The 18,434-nt window shown below is 68.4% G+C and carries 19 protein-coding genes; 7 read left to right on the plus strand and 12 right to left on the minus strand.

All coding sequences use genetic code 11. The annotated features are described in order from the left end of the window. The first annotated feature begins 43 nt into the window (after positions 1-43). Positions 44-706: a DUF1707 domain-containing protein gene (locus AB0N89_RS18810; protein ID WP_364205946.1), complete on the plus strand. Its 663-nt coding sequence runs from the start codon at positions 44-46 to the stop codon at positions 704-706. Here AB0N89_RS18810 and AB0N89_RS18815 read toward each other — a convergent pair. From AB0N89_RS18815 to AB0N89_RS18850, 8 genes are all read right to left on the minus strand, one after another. Then, on the minus strand, positions 703-2,121 hold the full coding sequence (locus AB0N89_RS18815) for an MFS transporter (protein WP_364205948.1): 1,419 nt from the start codon (positions 2,119-2,121) through the stop codon (positions 703-705). The genes AB0N89_RS18810 and AB0N89_RS18815 overlap by 4 nt on opposite strands. A gap of 66 nt (positions 2,122-2,187) precedes the next feature. After that, entirely contained in the window at positions 2,188-2,763 is a 576-nt protein-coding gene (locus AB0N89_RS18820) for a cadmium resistance transporter (RefSeq protein WP_364205996.1), read from the minus strand. A 24-nt stretch (positions 2,764-2,787) separates the two neighbouring features. Then, a complete protein-coding gene (gene ptsP, locus AB0N89_RS18825; RefSeq protein WP_364205949.1) occupies positions 2,788-4,422 on the minus strand; it encodes a phosphoenolpyruvate--protein phosphotransferase in 1,635 nt (544 codons plus the stop codon). 68 nt (positions 4,423-4,490) lie between these two features. Next, complete coding sequence (locus tag AB0N89_RS18830; protein ID WP_364205951.1) at positions 4,491-5,351, minus strand: ribokinase; 861 nt, start codon at positions 5,349-5,351, stop codon at positions 4,491-4,493. Positions 5,352-5,679: 328 nt separating this feature from the next. Continuing rightward, positions 5,680-6,591 carry a hypothetical protein gene (locus tag AB0N89_RS18835; RefSeq protein WP_364205953.1) on the minus strand — a complete coding sequence of 304 codons (912 nt, stop codon included), beginning with the start codon at positions 6,589-6,591 and terminating at the stop codon, positions 5,680-5,682. Between the two features lie 43 nt (positions 6,592-6,634). Continuing rightward, the gene (locus AB0N89_RS18840; protein WP_364205955.1) at positions 6,635-7,675 is read right to left on the minus strand and encodes a hypothetical protein; all 1,041 of its coding nucleotides are present in this window, start codon (positions 7,673-7,675) and stop codon (positions 6,635-6,637) included. A 2-nt stretch (positions 7,676-7,677) separates the two neighbouring features. Further along, on the minus strand, positions 7,678-7,980 hold the full coding sequence (locus tag AB0N89_RS18845; protein ID WP_364205957.1) for a hypothetical protein: 303 nt from the start codon (positions 7,978-7,980) through the stop codon (positions 7,678-7,680). Between the two features lie 26 nt (positions 7,981-8,006). Beyond that, positions 8,007-8,546, minus strand: coding sequence for a YbaB/EbfC family nucleoid-associated protein (locus AB0N89_RS18850; protein ID WP_364205958.1), 540 nt, complete (start codon positions 8,544-8,546; stop codon positions 8,007-8,009). A 190-nt stretch (positions 8,547-8,736) separates the two neighbouring features. Here AB0N89_RS18850 and AB0N89_RS18855 point away from each other — a divergent pair, with 190 nt between their 5' ends. Next, a complete protein-coding gene (locus AB0N89_RS18855) occupies positions 8,737-9,108 on the plus strand; it encodes a hypothetical protein (protein WP_364205960.1) in 372 nt (123 codons plus the stop codon). A 38-nt stretch (positions 9,109-9,146) separates the two neighbouring features. Then, entirely contained in the window at positions 9,147-9,866 is a 720-nt protein-coding gene (locus AB0N89_RS18860) for a TetR/AcrR family transcriptional regulator (protein WP_364205962.1), read from the plus strand. A gap of 1 nt (position 9,867) precedes the next feature. Here the strand turns inward: AB0N89_RS18860 and AB0N89_RS18865 are convergent, their stop codons facing one another. The 3 genes from AB0N89_RS18865 to AB0N89_RS18875 all read right to left on the minus strand — a co-directional run bounded on the left by AB0N89_RS18865 (position 9,868) and on the right by AB0N89_RS18875 (position 14,860). Continuing rightward, positions 9,868-10,605 carry a 3-oxoacyl-ACP reductase family protein gene (locus AB0N89_RS18865; RefSeq protein WP_364205964.1) on the minus strand — a complete coding sequence of 246 codons (738 nt, stop codon included), beginning with the start codon at positions 10,603-10,605 and terminating at the stop codon, positions 9,868-9,870. 89 nt (positions 10,606-10,694) lie between these two features. Continuing rightward, the gene (leuS, locus tag AB0N89_RS18870) at positions 10,695-13,541 is read right to left on the minus strand and encodes a leucine--tRNA ligase (RefSeq protein ID WP_364205966.1); all 2,847 of its coding nucleotides are present in this window, start codon (positions 13,539-13,541) and stop codon (positions 10,695-10,697) included. Positions 13,542-13,711: 170 nt separating this feature from the next. Beyond that, positions 13,712-14,860 (minus strand): esterase-like activity of phytase family protein, encoded by a 1,149-nt coding sequence (locus AB0N89_RS18875; RefSeq protein ID WP_364205968.1) that lies wholly within the window; start codon positions 14,858-14,860, stop codon positions 13,712-13,714. Positions 14,861-14,925: 65 nt separating this feature from the next. Here AB0N89_RS18875 and AB0N89_RS18880 point away from each other — a divergent pair, with 65 nt between their 5' ends. Beyond that, on the plus strand, positions 14,926-15,348 hold the full coding sequence (locus AB0N89_RS18880; RefSeq protein ID WP_364205970.1) for an SdpI family protein: 423 nt from the start codon (positions 14,926-14,928) through the stop codon (positions 15,346-15,348). Here the strand turns inward: AB0N89_RS18880 and AB0N89_RS18885 are convergent. Continuing rightward, positions 15,345-15,926: a YqgE/AlgH family protein gene (locus AB0N89_RS18885; protein ID WP_039916602.1), complete on the minus strand. Its 582-nt coding sequence runs from the start codon at positions 15,924-15,926 to the stop codon at positions 15,345-15,347. The two genes, AB0N89_RS18880 and AB0N89_RS18885, sit on opposite strands and share 4 nt — an antisense overlap. A gap of 209 nt (positions 15,927-16,135) precedes the next feature. Between AB0N89_RS18885 and AB0N89_RS18890 the strand changes: the two genes are divergently transcribed. The 3 genes from AB0N89_RS18890 to AB0N89_RS18900 are packed head-to-tail and all read left to right on the plus strand — an operon-like array spanning position 16,136 to position 18,430. Beyond that, entirely contained in the window at positions 16,136-17,425 is a 1,290-nt protein-coding gene (locus tag AB0N89_RS18890; protein ID WP_364205972.1) for an MFS transporter, read from the plus strand. A 55-nt stretch (positions 17,426-17,480) separates the two neighbouring features. Then, positions 17,481-18,101, plus strand: a complete 621-nt coding sequence (locus AB0N89_RS18895) for a YbaB/EbfC family nucleoid-associated protein (RefSeq protein ID WP_364205974.1) — start codon at positions 17,481-17,483, stop codon at positions 18,099-18,101. After that, entirely contained in the window at positions 18,101-18,430 is a 330-nt protein-coding gene (locus AB0N89_RS18900; protein WP_364205976.1) for a WXG100 family type VII secretion target, read from the plus strand. Before AB0N89_RS18895 ends, AB0N89_RS18900 begins: the two co-directional genes overlap by 1 nt. Positions 18,431-18,434: the final 4 nt, after the last annotated feature.

Genomic DNA, 18,434 nt, shown 5'->3' on the forward strand with positions numbered 1-18,434 from the left:
TTCCCCGATCTCGCGCGTGAGATCCGGTTCTACCATTCCAGGCATGGGCGAGGAAGAGCAGCCGACGACCGAAACCAAGCCGTTGACCGGGCGGGACATCCGGGTCTCCGACGCGGAGCGCGAACACGTCGTCGAAGTGCTGCAGAAGGCGATCGGCCTCGGGATGCTGAACCTCGACGAGTTCACCGAGCGGACCGACCGCGCCCTCGCCTCGAAGACCCGCGGTGAGCTGAACGCGGTCCTCACGGATCTGCCGGGCCTGGTGCATCCCGAGGCGGGAATGGTGCCGCGGCAGCAGCAGAACCCGTGGGCGCCACCGGCCCAGCACGCCTACGCGCGTCCGTCCGGCCAGGTCATGGAGCTCAACGGCAAGTACTCGGCGTTGCAGCGCAACGGGAACTGGCTGGTCCCGGAGTCGATGGTGGTCCGGAACAAGTACGGCGCCACGAAACTGGACTTCTCCCAGGCCGAGATCCGGCACCCGGTGGTGCACATCGACCTGCAGGCCAAATGGGGTCCGGTGGAGATCACCATCCCCGAGAACGCCGCCGTCGACACCAACTCGATCACCGACATCAAGTTCGGCAACCTCGACGACCGGACCCGGTCGAACGGCCGCCCCGGCACGCCCCGGTTCGTCATCACCGGGCGCGTGCACGGGGGAGCGCTGATCATCAAGTACCCGCGGCGGGGCTTCTTCGGTTAAGCGCCCACCGGGCGCACGTGCCGGAGGTGCCGGAGCACGAAGTACGCGATTCCGGCCAGCACCAGCGCGGCCAGCCCGGACACCGCGTGCATCCCGCTGGCGAAGGCTTCGTGCGCGGGAACCGCGTCGGCGAGCCGGGACCGGGTGACGGCGTTGCCCAGCGTCCCGACGGTCGCGATGCCCAGCGCGTAACCGAACTCGTTGCCGGTCTGCGAAAGCGAGGCCGCGGAACCGGCCTTCTCCGGCGGAACGGAGCCGACGACCAGATCCGTGCCCAGGGTGACCAGCGGGCCGCCGCACAGGCAGGTGACGGCGAAGGCGACCGACGGCAGCACCGGACCGGCTCCGGGCTCGACCTGCGTCAGCAGCAGGAATCCGGCGATCGCGCCGGCCAGCCCGGTCGCGATGAGGGCGGCGGGCCGGAAGCGGCGGGCGAGGATCGGGGCGGTCAGGAAGCTGACGGTCGCCGCGAGCATGCCCGGCAGCAGCGCCAGCGCGGCGCCGACCGGTGAGAGCTCCAGGACGATCTGGAAGAACTGCGCGACGAAGAGCATCGTCGTCCCGCCCAGCATCGAGAACGCGCACATCCCGCCGAGCGCGGTCGAGAACGCGGGGACCCGGAACAGCTTCAGGTCGATCAGCGGGTCCCGCAGGATTCGCTGACGCCGGACGAACACCGCTCCGAAGCCGAGACCGATCAGGAGCGAGGCCACCGGGACCGGGTGGACGCCTTCGCGGGCGAGTTCCTTGATGCCGTAGACCGCGGGCAGGATCGTGACCAGCGAAAGCGCGACACTCGCCAGGTCGAGGCGGCCGGCGTTCTCGTTGCGGTACTCGGGCAGGAGCTTCGGGCCGACGATGAGCAGCAGGACCATCGCGGGGACGCCGAGCAGGAACACCGAACCCCACCAGAAGTGCTCCAGCAGCACGCCGCCGACCATCGGGCCGATGATCGCGCCGACGGTGAAGCAGCCGGCCCAGATGCCGATCGCGAGGGACCGCTGACGGCTGTCGGGGAACAGGTTGCTGATCAAGGCGAGCGTCGACGGCGCCAGCGTCGCACCGGCGATCCCGAGGACCGCGCGGGCGGCGATGAGCATCAGCGCGGTGGTCGAGAACGCCGCCAGCACGGAGGCGAGGCCGAACGCCGTGGCGCCGATGAGCAGCAGTTTCCGGCGGCCGACGCGGTCGCCGAGGGTGCCCATGGTGACCATGAAGCCGGCGATCATGAAACCGTAGACGTCCATGATCCACAGCTGCTGGGTGCCGTCGGCGCCGAGGCTCTGGCTGAGCTTCGGCAGCGCGAGGATGAGGACGAACACGTCGAGGGAGACCAGGAAAGTGGGGAGGGCCAGCACGGCCAGCCCGACCCACTCCCGGGTGCCCGCCCGCGCCGGGGTCTCGGTGGTCGTCATGGTCCGTTCCTTTCGTCGCTTCGGTGTCTTCACCAAGGCGTCGAAGTGGCGGACCGGATTTCGACATCAGCCGTTGAAGAGAATCAGCACACCGATTCCGACGAGCACGACCGGAAGCAACAGGTGGCCCCAGCGCGCCAGGGCGCGGGCGATCACCGGCCGGGTCGCGAAGTACCGGCCCGCCGCGCACCACACCGCGACGAGCACGAGGAACACGACCGCGTACACGACCAGCCCGCCGGTCCCGGTGTTGGCGAACACCGGGACGTAGACGCCGATGTTGTCGCCGCCGTTGGCGAAGGTCACCCCCGCCACGGCGAGGACGCCAGGACCGGCTTCGGGCTCGTCGTCTTCCGTGCCGCTGCCGCGGTCACGCCAGACGCGCCACGCGGCTCGGAGGCCGAGCAGGAGCGGCACCAGCCCGAGCCAGGGCAGGACGGCGTCCGGCAGCAAACCGGCTCCGAGTGCCCCGACGATCGAGGCGGCGAGGATTCCGGCGAACCCGAGGTATTGCCCCGCCACGACCTTCGCCGCGCCACCGCGGCCGGTCGCCCGGCCGAAGAAGAGCGCGAGCAGCACGATGTCGTCGACGTTGGTCACCACGAACATCGCCGCGGCCTGGCCGACAAGCCCGAAGTTCACCACCGGGGGAGCAAGGTACCTTCGCTATCGCTTCGCGGCGGCCGCGCGGGCCTTGACCGGGTCCGATGTGGCCAGGGCCGCCTCGGCCAGCGCCTCGCATTCGGCCAGCGTCGTGGCGGCCAGGCTCGCGCCGACCGCGCGCACCGCGGGCGCGTTCATCGAGAGACTGGTCAGGCCGAGCCCGGCCAGGACCAGCGCGAGCCTCGGGTCGGCGGCGGCCTCACCGCAGACGCCGGCGGGCTTGCCGGTGTCCTTCGCGGCCTGTCCGATGACCTTGAGCAGGCGCAGCAGCCCGGGCTGCCAGGGGTCGTTGAGCTTGGCGACCGCGCCGAGCTGGCGATCCGCGGCGAAGGTGTACTGCGCGAGGTCGTTGGTGCCGACGGAGACGAAGTCGACCGCGTCGAGGATCTCGCGGGCGGTCAGCGCGGCGGCCGGGATCTCGATCATCACCCCGGCGCGGGCGATTCCGGCGGCACGGACGCGCTCGGCGAACCAGGCGGCCTCGGCGACGGTGGCGACCATCGGCGCCATCACCGAAACCTCGGCGCCGGAGTCCTGCGCGGCGCCCGCGATGGCCTCCAGCTGGCGGTCGAGGATCTCGGGCCGGTCGAAGGCGACCCGGAGGCCGCGGACGCCGAGCGCCGGGTTGGGCTCGTCGTCTGGCTCCAGGAAGGCGAGGGGCTTGTCGGCGCCCGCGTCGAGGGTGCGGACGATGACCGGCTTGCCGCGGAACGGCGTGAGCACGGCGGTGTACGCCTTGCGCTGCTCTTCGACGCTCGGCTCGGCGGAGGCGTCGAGGTAGCAGAACTCGGTGCGGAAGAGGCCCACGCCCTCGGCACCTGCTTCGGCGGCGGCCTGGGCGTCCGTGGCGGACCCGACGTTGCCGAGCACCTTCACACGGTGGCCGTCGGAGGTCGCGCCGGTACCGTCCCAGTCGATCGCGCCGGTCTTGGCAGCCGCGAGGACCTCGGCGTCCGGGTCCGCGACCTCGACCACGCCGGTGTCACCGTCCACCGCAAGCGCTTGCGCGTCGAGCGCGAGAACCCCGCGGACCGCGACGACGGCGGGGATGCCGAGCGCACGGGCGAGGATCGCGGTGTGGCTCGTGGGGCCGCCCTCTTCGGTGACGAGCGCGAGAACCTTGTCCGGGTCGAGCCCGGCGGTGTCGGCGGGCGCGAGGTCGCGCGCGACGAGCACGCTCCGCGAGTCGAGATCGGGGACGCCCGGAGGGGCGATTCCGAGCAACTCGGCGACGAGCCGGTCACGGACGTCGAGGACGTCGCGGGCCCGCTCGGCCATGTAGCCGCCGGCGGCAGCGAGCGCGTCGGCGAACTTCCCCGCCGCCTGGTACACCGCACGTGGCGCGGGCAGGTTCTGGTCCTTGACCAGTTTCTCGGCCGAGGACACCAGCGCCGGGTCGGCCGCCATCGCCGCGGTGGTGATGAGGATCGTCGCGGCCTCGCCGGTGGCGGTCTCGGCCAGCTTCTCGAGCCGGGCCGCCACGATCTGCGCGGCCGGGTCGATGCGGCCGGCCTCGGCGGCGGGATCGGCCGGTGCCGGTGTGCTCGCGGGTTCACCGAGAGGTTCGGCGACTCGGACGACAGGACCGCTCGCGCGGCCGGGACTGACGGCGACCCCGGTCAGTGACTCAGACGGCATGGTCTAGACCATATCTCATAGGGGGCGTGACCTGGCTCATAGCCAACAGCACAACACAGAAGAAGACATCATTCCAGTTCGGATGCCGTCGGGTACGAAGGCTGCGCACCCTGGCGGGTCACGGTGATCGCCGCCACCTTCACCGCCTTGCGCGCCGCGTCGGCCAACCCGTCGCCCTTCGCGAGCGCCGTGGCGAGCGCACCCGCGAAAGCGTCACCGGCGCCCGTGGTGTCGACGGCCTCGACCTTCGGCGACGACACCTCCGTCACGCCGTCCGCCGTCACCACCGCGGCGCCCTTCGCGCCGAGCGTCACGACCGCAGCCTTCGGACCGAGATCGAGCAACTTCGGGAAATCGGTTTCACCGCCGAGAAGGAACGCCGCCTCGTGCTCGTTGACCAACAGGACGTCGAGCCGCTGAAGCGTCTTCGCGGAAAGTTCGGCCGCAGGCGAAAGGTTCAGCAGCGTCTTCACGCCTTTTCCGGCGGCCTCCGCGACGGCGTGCTCGACGGTTTCGAGTGGAATCTCCAGCGACAGCACCACGATCTCGGCGCCGTCGAGATCGACGTCCCCGGGCCGCAAAGCGGAGTTGGCGCCGGGCGAGACGAGAATCGAATTCTCACCGTCCGGCGTGACCGTGATGTACGCGATCCCGGTCGGACGGTCGCTCGTCCGCACCGAATCGGTGTGCACCCCGGACTCCTCCAGCGAACGTTTGAGCAGCTCACCGTAGGGATCGTCACCGACCGCGCCGAGCAACGCGACGTCGGCGCCGAGCCGGGCCGCGGCGACCGCGGTGTTGGCACCTTTGCCACCCGGCGACAAGATCGTGTCGCCGCCGAGTACGGTTTCGCCACCACCAGGTCGCCGATCGACCTGTACGACGAGATCGGCATTGGCGGACCCGATGACCAGCACCTGAGAAGTCATGGAGGAGACCATGCCATGACCAGGAGTGGTCCGGGCATGACCCTTCTTCGGGCAAAGATGTGAAGAACTTTGTAACTTTCTCGGCGTGTAGTGCGACAATCAGGCGAGCAGCGGAACGCCGTCACTCTTTCGGGGGATAACATTCCCCCGGGCGTCACTTCGGCGATCACGCCCGCTCTTGAGATGCGTTGCCGCGGTTGAGCGGTGACGTTGCCCCGGTCCCGACTGAGTAGGGAGCAGGGGCATCGGGTCGCCGGCGTCGATCACGTAGCCCCCCGAGTGATCGGCGCCGGCGGCGCCCCGTTTCGACGGGGCGCCTCGGACTTGCTCACGTCGACTCCCGCGACGAACCGGCCTTACGATCGGATCGTTTCGCGAACACAGACCTACGCACGACGGACTTGGCGTTCGCCTTCTCGTGCCCTAGCCCACCACGCCGAATTCGCCGGTCCGCCCAGTTCACCGAGCCGGGTCGCGTCCGCTCGATGATCTCCGCCGCACGTTCGGCTTCGAAGGGGTCCATCGCCGTGGTCATCAGAAACCCGTGCGGGGACGGGTTGGCGAACTGCGGTGACAATTGCCGACGGCCCACGTCATCCGAAATCGCGATATGAGCGTCGACTCGCCTACCTCCACGATGGCGCTCGAAGACGAACCCGCCGATGCTGGACCAAGCGACCGTCTTCTGTCCTTTCCCGACAGGCTGACTCATACCGACGGGCGTGAACGTGATCTCGATCGGCCGGGTGTAGCCGCCGTCCAACGCCCACCTGACACCGGCGGGGATGGTGGGGTAGACCGCCAGCCCGGCGACGAGAAAGGTGATGGTGGACAGGAGTGTGAACTCTTCGCCATTGAGCATCGCCAAACCTATGGTGATGCCGACGACCATGAAACCCAGGCCGACCAGAAAGAGCCCGATGGCGACGAGGTTCGCCATCAGCCGGTTCCCATCCTCCTTCTCAGGAATATCGAATCTGATCACACGGGGGTTGCCGGGCGGTTTGGCCAGCTCGACGAGGCCGAAGGTGAAGGCTCGGACGATTCCTCGTTTCCCAAGGCACGTAAGCACGATGAAGCCACTGAGGAGCAGGCCGAACAACAAAAGCCTGACAAAGCCGTCTACGGGTGTCCAGTCCGCTTCGTGGGGCTCTCGTTGGATCTGGACCAGCGTCACGATCGCGATCACCGCAACCGCAAGGCCGAACCATGCCGTCGAGCCCCTCAACACTGCTTTCACGGCGCTCCTTGGCTGACTATCCACGGCAGACCGACTGTCAAGGTCATTCCAAGGAACCGGATATACGCTGTCCGCCTTGCTGGCCGAAAATAGGCGGATCGTTCTGTTTCACATTTGACGGCGGCGGAGCCGCCCCACTGTTCGGACCGACAGCCCCGGCAGGCTTCGGCTCGTCACCCTTGCGCACCTTGTCGACTCCCTTGCCGACGCCCTTCAGGCTTTCCTTTAACAGGTTCTCTGTGAAGCTTCCGGCGTTCTCCAATGCCGTCGCCACAGGCCTGACAACGTTCAAGGCGTTCCGCGCGACAGGGACGAGCAGATCCTTGACCCTGATGAAGAGGTCCATGAGCTTCCTGAAAAGCTTGTTCGCCTCACCGAATGCCTTGGCCAGTTTTTTGATCCACCCCATGGCCTTCTGCGCATACTGAATGGCTTTGGGGACGCCCTCGGCAGCCAGTCCCACTGGAGCCGCAGGCGGCGGATAGCGCAGGAGAATACTGACGATCTTCGCAAGTGCCTCGGAGACCAGATCTCGCACGATCGTCCGCACGACCGCTAGGATCGTCTTGCAGAGACCTACCAGCAAACCCATCGCGTTCGCCCCAGAGGCGAGACCTTCGTACAGATTCGCCCGGTCTTTGGCGAAAGCTCGATACGCGTCCGCAGCGGGACCGGTCCAACGGGCACTGTCGTGGTCGACGCTCTTGTTCAGGTCCTCGCCGACCTGTTCCAGCTCTTTGCCGACGTTCTCCCAAGTCCCGATCATGTTGTCCAACGCGACCTGATCGCCTACGAGCATGTCCAGCAGGTCCCTCAAGAAGGGAACATGCTCGATGATCCACCCGAATCCGGAGCTGAGCAGGGTTCCGATCGGGTCGGCGGCCAAGCCGACCAGACCGACCGTCCCGTTGGCGAGATTCGCGAGCCCTTCGGCCCAGTCGCCACTGCTGATCTTGGCTCCGGTGTCCCAGAAATCCTGGAGGATCCCAGCGCCTTCCAGCGAACTCTCGTCGGATGCGGCGTCCGTCTTGACCAAGGGATTGGACGTTCCAGGACCAGGACGCATCTCAGCGGTTTCAGACATCGTCAGTCCTCCAGCTTGAACAGGCCCTTGAAGTCCTCTTCATCCCACTCTTTGACCTTCTGCCAGGTGTGCACACGCTCGGCGTGGTCCAACGACGCCTTCGAAGCGGCCACGATTGACTCGAGAGCCTCGACCTGCCCGATCCCGCAGATGGCCGCCAAGGGAATACCGACCAAGCCGAAAGCTTCGGGGTTGGCCGTCGTCTCGACGGCCGAACCGACCCGGTTCAATCGAATACTGATGTCGTCGATCTTCTTGCGATGAGCTTCGAGCTCACCCGGATCGACATGAAAACCTCCGGACATGCTTCCCCTCCCTCAAGTACCCGCGCTCAGCGCAGGAAGTCGCCGCCGGTGAAGTAGTCGTCCTCGTGGTCGGCCTGCTGCTTGCGCGCGGCGCGCGGCGGGGCCGGAGGGGCGGGCGGCTTCGGAGCGGGCGAGGGCGGAGGAGTGTCGAGTTCGGCTTCGGCGACGAAACGGTCGTCCTCGTCCACGTCCTGGTGGCCGCCCTCGACATAACCAGTCGGCTCGGGTTCCGGGTACTCGTTGTGCAGCTGGTTGACCAGCTCGCTCATCGTCTCGGTGCCCGCGATGGACGGGACGCCGGTCTGCATCGCGCTCGCCAGCTTGCTCTGGGCGGACTGGACGACGCGGAGGATCTCCTGCGCGAGCGCGGGGTTGTCCCGCACCGACGGGCCGATCTCCAGACCCACCAGGTTCCCCGCGTGGTTGACCTTGACCGAGATCTGGCCGTCCTTGCTGCGTTCGGACACCGAGACGCCTTCGATCTCGGTGCGCATCTGATTCGCCTTCCGCTGGGCGTCGGCCAGCTTGGCCTCGAAATCAGCGAAGAGCTGCTCAGGGTTCGACACGCGAACCTCCCCTGTTCACGTCGTAGCCGTTCGGCGACCGAGTGTGGCATACCCGTCTGACATCGGGGAACGTTTCGCGCGCATCCACACCCCGGTCGTGTGGATCACCACAGCGACCTCCGGTTTTCCCCACCCGACACGACGGCTTTCCCGATGTTCACGCTGGTCAGCGCGCCGTAGCGTGCTGAACATGACCATTTCGGACTGGAAACGCGCGATTTACGCGCTTCTCGTACTGCCGGGCTATCTCGGTGGCGCGAAGGTCCAGCGCGGGCTCGCGCGACGGTGGGTCGGCCAAGAAGGTGGAGGACGGCCGCGGTTCGGGGTGGCGTTCGGGCCGAGCGCGGTCGCGTTCCTGCTCGCGCTGCTGCTTTTCTATCTCGTCGGGCGTATCGCGACCTACGGCCTCTTCTGGTCCGGGAGCGATCCCGAAGGCACGTGGGGAGGGCCGACGCTGGCGGGGGCGTGGATCGTGCACTTCTTCGTCGCGCTCGGGATGGCCGTCCCGATCTTCCTGGCGCTCCGGCCGCTCACGAGACTCCAGGCCCGCCTACTGGGCTGATACCCGGCAAGGGTGCACTGACCACCTAGAATGCCCGGATGAACAACACCGGCCGCAGGGGTCGCGAGCGGGCCGCGACCGATCAGGACATCCGGCGGACGGCGCGGGCACTCCTGGTCGAGCAGGGGCCGGAGGCCGTGACCCTGCGGGCGATCGCGCGCGAGCTCGGCATCACGGCGCCGGCGTTGTACCGCTACTACGGTTCGCGCGACGATCTGGTCGAGCACCTTCGCGCGGACGTCGTCGCGGATCTCGCGGCCGGGCTGGCCGAGGACATCGCGCAGCTGCCGGACGAGGGCGCGCTGCAGCTTTTCTCCATCTGCAAGGGATTCCGGCGCTGGGCGCTGACCCACACCAAGGAGTTCACGCTGGTCTTCGCGTCGCCCGCGGGCGACGACACGTTGAGCAGGCTGGGCGAGCCGTTCGGGCGGATCTTCCTCGCGGCGGCCGGCCGGGTGCTCGCGATGCACGATCTGGTGACGCCGTCGAACGACGTGGTGCCCGCCGAACTGCGCGACGATCTCACGTCGTTCCAAGGGGAATTGCTGGCCGTGCTCGAAGAGTCCGGCGAGACGTTCCCGCTCGAGAAGCTCGACCTCGGCGTGACGTACCTGATGATCCAGTTCTGGGCCCGGCTCTACGGACACGTCACGCTCGAGGTCTTCGGCAATTATCCGATCCCGTTCTCGAAACCGGACGTCCTCTTCGACGCGATGCTGGCCGATCTCGCGCGCGAGATCGGCCTGACCATCGACTGAGCTACGCCGCGTGGCCGCCGTCGACCGAAACGGTCGTCGCGGTCACGTAGCCGCTTTCCGGCCGTGCCAGGAACGACACGGTGGCGGCGACCTCCGACGGCGAGCCGTAGCGGTCGAACACCGTCAGGCTGCGCTGGTCGGCGGCGTACGGGCCGTCGGCCGGGTTCATGTCGGTGTCGGTCGGGCCGGGGTGGACGATGTTCACGGTGATGCCGCGCGGGCCGAGTTCCCTGGCCAGGCCCTTGGTGAGACCCAGAAGCGCGGTCTTGCTCACCGCGTACAGCGACATCCCGGGACCGGGCACGCGGTCCGAAACGCAGCTGCCGATGCTGATCACGCGGCCGCCTTCGCCGAGGTGCCGCGCCGCGGCCTGGGTGGCCACGTAGACGCCGCGGACGTTGACCGCGAGCACGCGGTCGATGTCGTCGAGGCTCGTCTGGTCGAGCGGGCCGACGAAGCCGACACCCGCGTTGTTGACCAGCACGTCGAGCCTGCCGAACTCGGTGACCGTCGTTTCGACCGCGGACACCAGAGCGGCGGCGTCGGCACTGTCGGCCTGGACCGCCAGCGCACGGCGGCCGAGCGCCTTGATCTTGTCCACGACACCGGCCGCGAGTTCGGCGTTGTTCTGGTAGGTGAGCGCGACGTCGGCGCCGTCCTCGGCGAGCCGGATCGCCGTGGCGGCACCGATCCCGCGGCTGCCGCCGGTCACCAAAGCCACCTTGCCGTCGAGGGTCATGCGGTGTTCTCCGTTCGATTTCGTTGTCCTTGAACAACTCCATCGAATCGCCTCATGACCCTCGACGCTGGCGTCTTTCCGTCACGGCATTACAGCACGATGTTCACCAAACGTCCCGGCACGACGATCACCTTGCGCGGGGTGCCGTCGCCGACCAGCGCGGCGACCTTCTCGTCGGCCAGCGCGGCCGCCTGCACGGCGTCCTTGCCCGCGTCGGCGGGCACGGTGATCCTGGAACGCACCTTGCCGTTGACCTGGATCGGGTACTCCACGGAGTCCTCGACCAGGTACTTCTCGTCGACCACCGGGAACGGCCCGTGCACCAGGGAATCCGCGTGGCCCAGGCGCTTCCACAGCTCCTCGGTCAGGTGCGGGGCCAGCGGCGCCAGCATCAGCACCAGCGGCTCCACCAGTTCCCGCGGCGTGGCGTCGGCCGCACCGTAGGCCTTGGTGACGTGGTTGTTCAGCTCGATCAGCTTCGCGCCTGCCGTGTTGAACCGCAGTTCCGCGTAGTCCTCGCGGACCCCGGCGATCGCCTTGTGCAGCTGCTTGCGGTCCGCGTCCGTGGCGTCCACAGTGGACACCCGCAGTTCGCCGGTCTCCTCGTCGACGACCAGGCGCCACAGCCGCTGCAGGAACCGCTGCGCGCCGACGACGTCCTTGGTCGCCCAAGGCCGCGAAACGTCCAGCGGGCCCATCGACATCTCGTAGAAACGGAAGGTGTCGGCGCCGTAGTCGGCGGCCATCTGGTCGGGCGTGACGACGTTCTTCAGGCTCTTGCCCATCTTGCCGTATTCCTGCTTGACCTCTTCTTCACCGAAGAAGAACTTGCCGTCGCGTTCCTCGACCTGGTCGGCCTGGACGTAGACGCCGCGGGAATCGGTGTAGGCGTAAGCCTGGACGTAGCCCTGGTTGAACAGCTTCCGGTACGGCTCCTTGGAAGACACGTGGCCCAGGTCGAACAGCACCTTGTGCCAGAACCGCGAGTACAGCAGGTGCAGCACCGCGTGCTCGACGCCGCCGACGTACAGATCCGTGCCGCCCGGGTCTTCGACGCCGTGCTCGGCCGGACGCGGGCCGACCCAGTACGCCTCGTTCTCGGGCGCGACGAACACGTCCGGGTTGGTCGGGTCCAGGTACCGCAGCTGGTACCAGCAGGAACCCGCCCAGTTCGGCATCGTGTTGATGTCGCGGCGGTAGGTCTTCTTGCCATCGCCCAGATCCAGTTCGACCTCGACCCAGTCGGTGGCGCGGGCCAGCGGCGAGGACGGGGTGCTGTCCCGGTCCTCCGGGTCGAAGGTCACCGGCGAGTAGTCGGCGACTTCGGGCAGCTCGATCGGCAGCATGCTGTCCGGCAGCGCGTGGACCTGGCCGTCCTCGTCGTAGACGACCGGGAACGGCTCGCCCCAGTAACGCTGGCGCGAGAACAGCCAGTCACGCAGCTTGAACTGGACGGTGCCGCGGCCGTGGCCGTGCTCCTCCAGCCAGCCGATCATCGTCTTCTTGGCCTCGTCGACGTCCATTCCGTCCAAGAAGCCGGAGTTGATCGCGGGTCCGTCGCCGGTGAACGCCTTGCCCTCGAAGCCTTCCGACGGCCGCACCGTGCGGATGATCTCCAGGCCGAACTTCTCGGCGAACTCCCAGTCGCGGGTGTCCTGGCCGGGGACGGCCATGATCGCGCCGGTGCCGTAGCCCATCAGGACGTAGTCGGCGACGAAGATCGGGATTTCCTTGCCGTCGGCCGGATTCACCGCGTAGGAGCCGGTGAAGACGCCGGTCTTCTCCTTGTTCTCCTGACGGTCCAATTCGGACTTCCGCGACGCGGCGGCGCGATAGTCGGCGATGGCTTCGGCCGGGGTGGCCGCCTCACCGGTCCAGCGCGCGTCGACGCCTTCCGGCCACGTGGCGGCGGTCAGCTCGTCGACCAGCGGGTGTTCGGGCGCGACCACCAGATAGGTGGCGCCGAACAGGGTGTCCGGGCGGGTCGTGAAGACCTCGATCTTCTTGTCACCGGAATCGAACGACACGCGAGCGCCGTGCGAACGCCCGATCCAGTTGCGCTGCATGGACTTGACCTTCTCCGGCCAGTCCAGCAGGTCCAGGTCGTCGACCAGGCGGTCGGCGTAGGAGGTGATGCGCATCATCCACTGACGCAGGTTGCGGCGGAACACCGGGAAGTTGCCGCGTTCGCTGCGGCCGTCGGCGGTGACCTCTTCGTTCGACAGCACCGTGCCCAGCCCGGGGCACCAGTTCACCGGCGCCTCGGAGATGTAGACCAGCCGGTGCGAGTCGATGATCTCCGCCTGCTCGGCGCGGGTCAGCCCGCTCCAGTCGCGGCCGTCCGGCGTGGGGCGCTCGCCCTGCGCGTACTCGGTCTCCAGCTCGGCGATGGGCCGGGCCTTGCCCGCCTTCTCGTCGTACCAGGAGTTGAAGATCTGCAGGAAGATCCACTGGGTCCACTTGTAGTAGTCCGGATCGATCGTCGAAATCCGGCGACGCTCGTCGTGCCCCAGACCCAGGCGCCGGATCTGGCGCAGGTAGGTCTCCATGTTCTCTTCGGTCGTCTTGCGCGGGTGCTGCCCCGTCTGGACCGCGTACTGCTCGGCGGGCAGGCCGAAGGCGTCGAAGCCCATCGTGTGCAGCACGTTCCGGCCGATCATGCGGTGGTACCGCGCGAAGACGTCGGTCGCGATGAAGCCCAGCGGGTGCCCGACGTGCAGGCCGGCGCCCGACGGGTACGGGAACATGTCCTGGACGAACAGCTTGTCCGAGGGGACCTCCCCGCTCTCGTCCGCGAGCGGACCGACCGGGTTCGGCGCGTGGTAGGTGCCGTGATCGGACCAGTAGTCCTGCCAGTGCTGCTCGATCCGGCCCGCCAGCTCCGCGGTGTAGCGGTGCTGAGGGGCCGAGTCGGCGCCTTCGCTCGCCTGGTTCATCGCCGAAATCCTCCGTGCTCATCCACGTCAAGCCACTCCAGAAACAACTCGACCCCCCAGCCCGGAGGGCATGAGGGGTCGCCGCGCTGGTCCCGGCCGATCGGCCGAGTTCAGCGCGGCAGGCTAAGGAGCAGCCGAGCCGTGTTCATGAGTCCAGTTTAACGCCCTGGTCAAAGCCGTTCCGAGGGGACCGCCAGAGCGATGAACTGGGTCACCTGGGTCGGGGAGAAGTTGTTGTCGCTGACCAGTACCAGGCTGCGCTCGCCGTGAGGCAGGCGCGGCCCCCAGGTCATCCCCTCGACGTTGTCCACAGTGGACAACTCGAAGTCCGCGAGGTCCGCCAGCAGGCGCTTCTTGACCGGTTTGACCTTGGCGTCGCCGAGCGAAGGGATGTTCGCGACGTTCGTGGCGCCCTTGGTGTCGATCTCGTAGATCCGGATCTTGTTGCCGACGCCGGTGACGAACGAACGCTCCATCACCAGGTAGCGCGTCGGATCGGCCTGGTCGACGGCCAGCAGCGACGAGACGCCGGTGGTCGCGAAACCGCCGGGCGGGTTCGGCGCCGCGAAGACCTTCTCCTGCGGGTACGCGTACTGCGCGAGGATCGGCCCGAAGCGCGACTGCACGGTGATGCGCGAAAGGGCGCCCGACGTGGTGGTCGGCTCGGGACCGTCCTGCACCAGCGGGCCTTCGACCGAGCTGGCGATCAGCGAACCGAATCCGGCGAAGGTGAGGCCTTCGAGGGCGAGGTTCTGCCGCGGCCCCGTCTTCTCGGCCATCTTTTCGTTGGCGGGGATCGGCAGGTCGCGGACGTAGGAGCCGTCGCGCTTCGCCTCGCGGATCGACGGGTCGATCCGCGCCGCGGCGGATCGCTCGCCCTCCTGCGCCCAGAGGTAGTGGCCGGTCCAAGGGTCGACACGCAGCTCTTCGGGGTCGATGGTCTGCATGTTCTGCGGCCGCGTGGGGTCGTTCTTCGGCAGCGGCGGGTACGGCGTGCCGTCGGGCCGCAGGAGCGGCTTCGTGCCGGTGAAGGTGACCGGGCCGAGCCCCTTGGCGTCGAGGGTGAACTTCGCCGTGTAGAACCGCGCCGGGTTGATGGCGGAACGGTCGTCGCAGATCAGCGCGTATTCGCCGGTGCGGGCGTCGAAGTCGATGCTGGAGAGGCCCCCGACGATCGTGCCCTCGTAGGGCAGGGAGTTCGGGACGATCTGTTCCCCGATGAGGCGAAGCGGACGGTGACCCGCTTCGGCGGCCGGTGCGGCCATCAGGGTGAGCGGAAGGGCCCCGATCAGGGCGGCGGTGAGAGCACGGCGTGACATGGCCTGTAGCACAGTCCATCAGGGTATCCGGCAGGTTGCCGGGACGTCACGCTTATCCTCGTGGAGTGTTCGTCATAGCGCTGGTCCCGATCGTGCTGGGTGTCCTCGTCGGCTGGGGTGGTTTCCTCGGCCTGCGTGAGAAGCTGCCGCGTGACCGCGGCGCCGGTGTGCGCACCGCCGCCACCATGCGCAGCGACGACGCCTTCCGCCTCGGCAACAAGGTCGCGGGGCTCCCGACGCTGGCAGGCGGCGCGATCGCCGTGCTCGCGGGGATCGCCGCGCTGGTCATGCCGACGACGTTCGGCCTGCTGCTCGCCTCGTTCGTGGGCGTGATCGGGATGATCGCGCTGGTCGCGGGCGGGGGAGTGCTCGGCAACCGCGCCGCCGCGACGGTGCCCGAGCCCGAACCGGAGCGGCCGGCCGGATGCAGCGGCTGCGCCTGCGGGACCTGCGGGGTCTTCAAGAAGGCCGACACCGCCACCGCTTAATTGCGCTGGAGGTCTCCCGGGTGGGTGGCCAGCAGCGCCAGCGGGATGCCCTGACGGCGCAGCACCTGGCCCCAGAGGTCGTGGTGCGGCGAAGCGAGGACGTCGCTGGGCAGCGCCGGGACGATCACCCAGTCGTCGCGTTCGATCTCGTTCGCCAGCTGACCGGAGTCCCAGCCCGCGTACCCGGCGAACACCCGCACCCCGCGGACCTTCGGGACCAGCATCTCGGGATCGGTGTCGAGGTCGACCAGCGCGACCGGGCCGCGGACGGCGATCACGCCGGGCACGCTGGACGCCGTCTCGCCGGTCCGCAGCGCGGCCAGGCACAACGCGGTCTTCTTCTCGACCGGACCGCCGACGAACACCGACTGCGGCTCCGCGACGTGCCCGCCCCAGTTCGGGAGCACGTCGTACACCGGGACGTCACTCGGCCGGTTGAGCACGACGCCGAGCGTTCCCTCGTCCCGGTGATCGATGACGAACACGACGGTCCGCCGGAAGTTGGGATCGACCATCGTGGGGGCGGCGACCAGGAGCGTTCCCGGTTCGACCTCGGCGTCCGCTGGCACGTCCGCCATGATCCCACTTCGAGTGGAGACAAATCGTCCGGCCAGGGAACAACAGCATCACGAGCACCGTTGGACACAGAGGTCGGTGCGCTTTCCGTGTCCCCCGGGCTCACTGAAGAACCGCCTTTGTGGAATACCGTCCGGCTGGAGCCACACTGCGCATAGCCGCCGAGAGGCGACCTCAAAGCGCACCGGCCTCTCTTTATAGGCTGGGTGCCGTGACGACCACCGCCACGGCGCCCACCAGGGCGTTCGTCCGCGACCGTGACTTCCGCCGGCTGCTGTTCACGCGGTTCTCCGCGCACTGGGGCAACGGCATGTACCAGGCCGGACTGGCCGGAGCCGTCCTCTTCAACCCCGAACGCGCCGCCGACGCGCTCGCCATGGCAGGCGGGTTCGCGGCGTTGCTGCTCCCGTATTCGGTCGTCGGGCCGTTCGCCGGAGCGCTGCTCGACCGCTGGGACCGCCGGAGGGTCCTGATCTTCGCGAGCCTCCTGCGGTCCTTCACCATCCTCGCGACGGCCGTCGCCGTGGGCGCCGGAGCCGCGGGGATCGGGCTGTTCTCCCTGGCCCTGGCGTCCGAAGGCGTCTCCCGGTTCATCGGTTCCGGCCTGTCCGCGTCCCTGCCGCACGTCGTCGAAGAGAAATCCGTGGTCGCCGCGAACGCCTTCGCGGCGACGTGGGGTTCGGTGCTCGCGGTCGTCGGCGGCGGCTGCGCGATCGGCCTCCGGGAGCTCACCGGCGCCGACGACGCCGGATCCGCGTGGGTCACCGCCGTCGCCGCGCTGGGCGGGATCGGCGCCGCGATCCTCGCCGCGGGCTTCGAGCGCGGGCTGCTCGGGCCGTCGGCGGTCGACGAGCCGCCGAACGCGGTTCTCGCCGTCGTCCGCGGCCTGGCCGACGGCGCGAAGGCGGCCTGGCGCACGCCCAGCGTCACGGCCGGGTTCGTCGCGCTGTTCGCCCATCGCGCGTCGTACGGGATCTCGCTGCTGGTGACCGTGCTGCTGATGCGCAACCACTTCGCCGCCGGGATGACGGGGCTGGGTCGGATGGCGGCGTTCGCCGGGGCCGGGATCCTGGTCGCCGGGCTGCTGACCGCCTGGCTGATCCGGCTGTTCGGCAGGCTTCGCGTCGTGCTGGGCGCGCTGGTGCTGGCGGCGGTCGCGCAATCCGCGCTCGGGCTGCCGATGACGATCCCGACGGCGTTGCTCGCGGCGTTCCTGGTGACCGGCGCCGGTCAGGTCCTGAAGCTCTGCGTCGATTCGTCGGTCCAGCTCGACGTCGCCGACGAGGCGCGCGGAAGGGTTTTCGCGCTCTACGACACGCTGTTCAACATCACCCAGGTCGCCGCCGTTTCGCTGGCCGCGACGGTGATCCCGGACGACGGCGTTTCGCCGGGGCTGCTGATCGCCGCCACCGTCCTCTACCTGGTGGGAGCCGCCGGTCACCTGCTCGCGGTGCGAAAACGGAGAACGAGTGATACGGCGCCTCCGTTGGCATTAGGGTGACGCTTACCGACACCGGGTGGCGTATGCCCGGGATCCAGCACTCGCGGGGGCTCAAGTGACGACGGCCGGCGACGACAGCGCACGCCTCGAAGCGCGCAATGCCGCCATGAAGGACCAGGTCGACACGCTGCTCGAACAGTTCGAGCGTCAGACGGCCCAGCTCCGTGACGCGCAGGAAGCCGCTTCGCAGACGTCGGCGACGGTGGTCTCGCAGGACGGCCTCGTCCGCGCCACCATCGACGCGACCGGCACGCTCGCGAAACTCGAGATCCAGCCGAACGCCTTCGAGCGCACCAACCCCGCGCAGCTGGCCAACACCGTGCTGACCCTGGTGCGCCAAGGCTCGCTGCAGGTCAAACAGCAGGTCGCCGATCTGATGGCCCCGATCACCGAAGGCCTGCCGGATCTCTCGGACCTCATCGAGGGCGCCCCTTCGCTGCAAGGGCTGATGCCGTCGATCCCGGACTTCCTCGCCGAAGAGGAAGAGCCCGCCGCGCCGAAGAAGTCGGACGAAGATTTCGAAGACCCGCTGCTGCGCAAGGACGACGCCCCGGCGCCGCCTCCGGTGGCCCCGCCCACGCCGCCGACGCCGAAGCCGATTCCCAAGCGGGTGCGTCAGACGCAGGACGATGACGAGGAAGAGCCGCCTTCGAGCTGGCTGACCAGGGGGGTCTGATGCCGAACGGTGGGGGCGGGGGCGGGTTCACCGCCGATCCGGACGCGGTCAAGACGGCCGCGGCCAAACTGGGGATCGCCGCGGATCAGCTGGACGACGCGGGCAAGGAACTGATGGCCGCGATCAACTCGCTCGGCCAGTGCTGGGGTGGCGACGACGCCGGCAAGGAGTTCGCGAAGGACTACGAACCGGGCGCGAAGGGCTCGTCCGAGGGATTCGCGAACATCGTCGAGGCGCTGCGCGGCATGCAGCACAACGTCGAACGGTCGATGACCGCGTTCACGAACGCCGAAGAAGAGATCAAGACGACGCTGGACAAGAAGGTCTGACGCC

The sequence above is a fragment of the Amycolatopsis sp. NPDC089917 genome, assembly GCF_040684635.1.
Taxonomy (GTDB): Bacteria; Actinomycetota; Actinomycetes; order Mycobacteriales; family Pseudonocardiaceae; genus Amycolatopsis.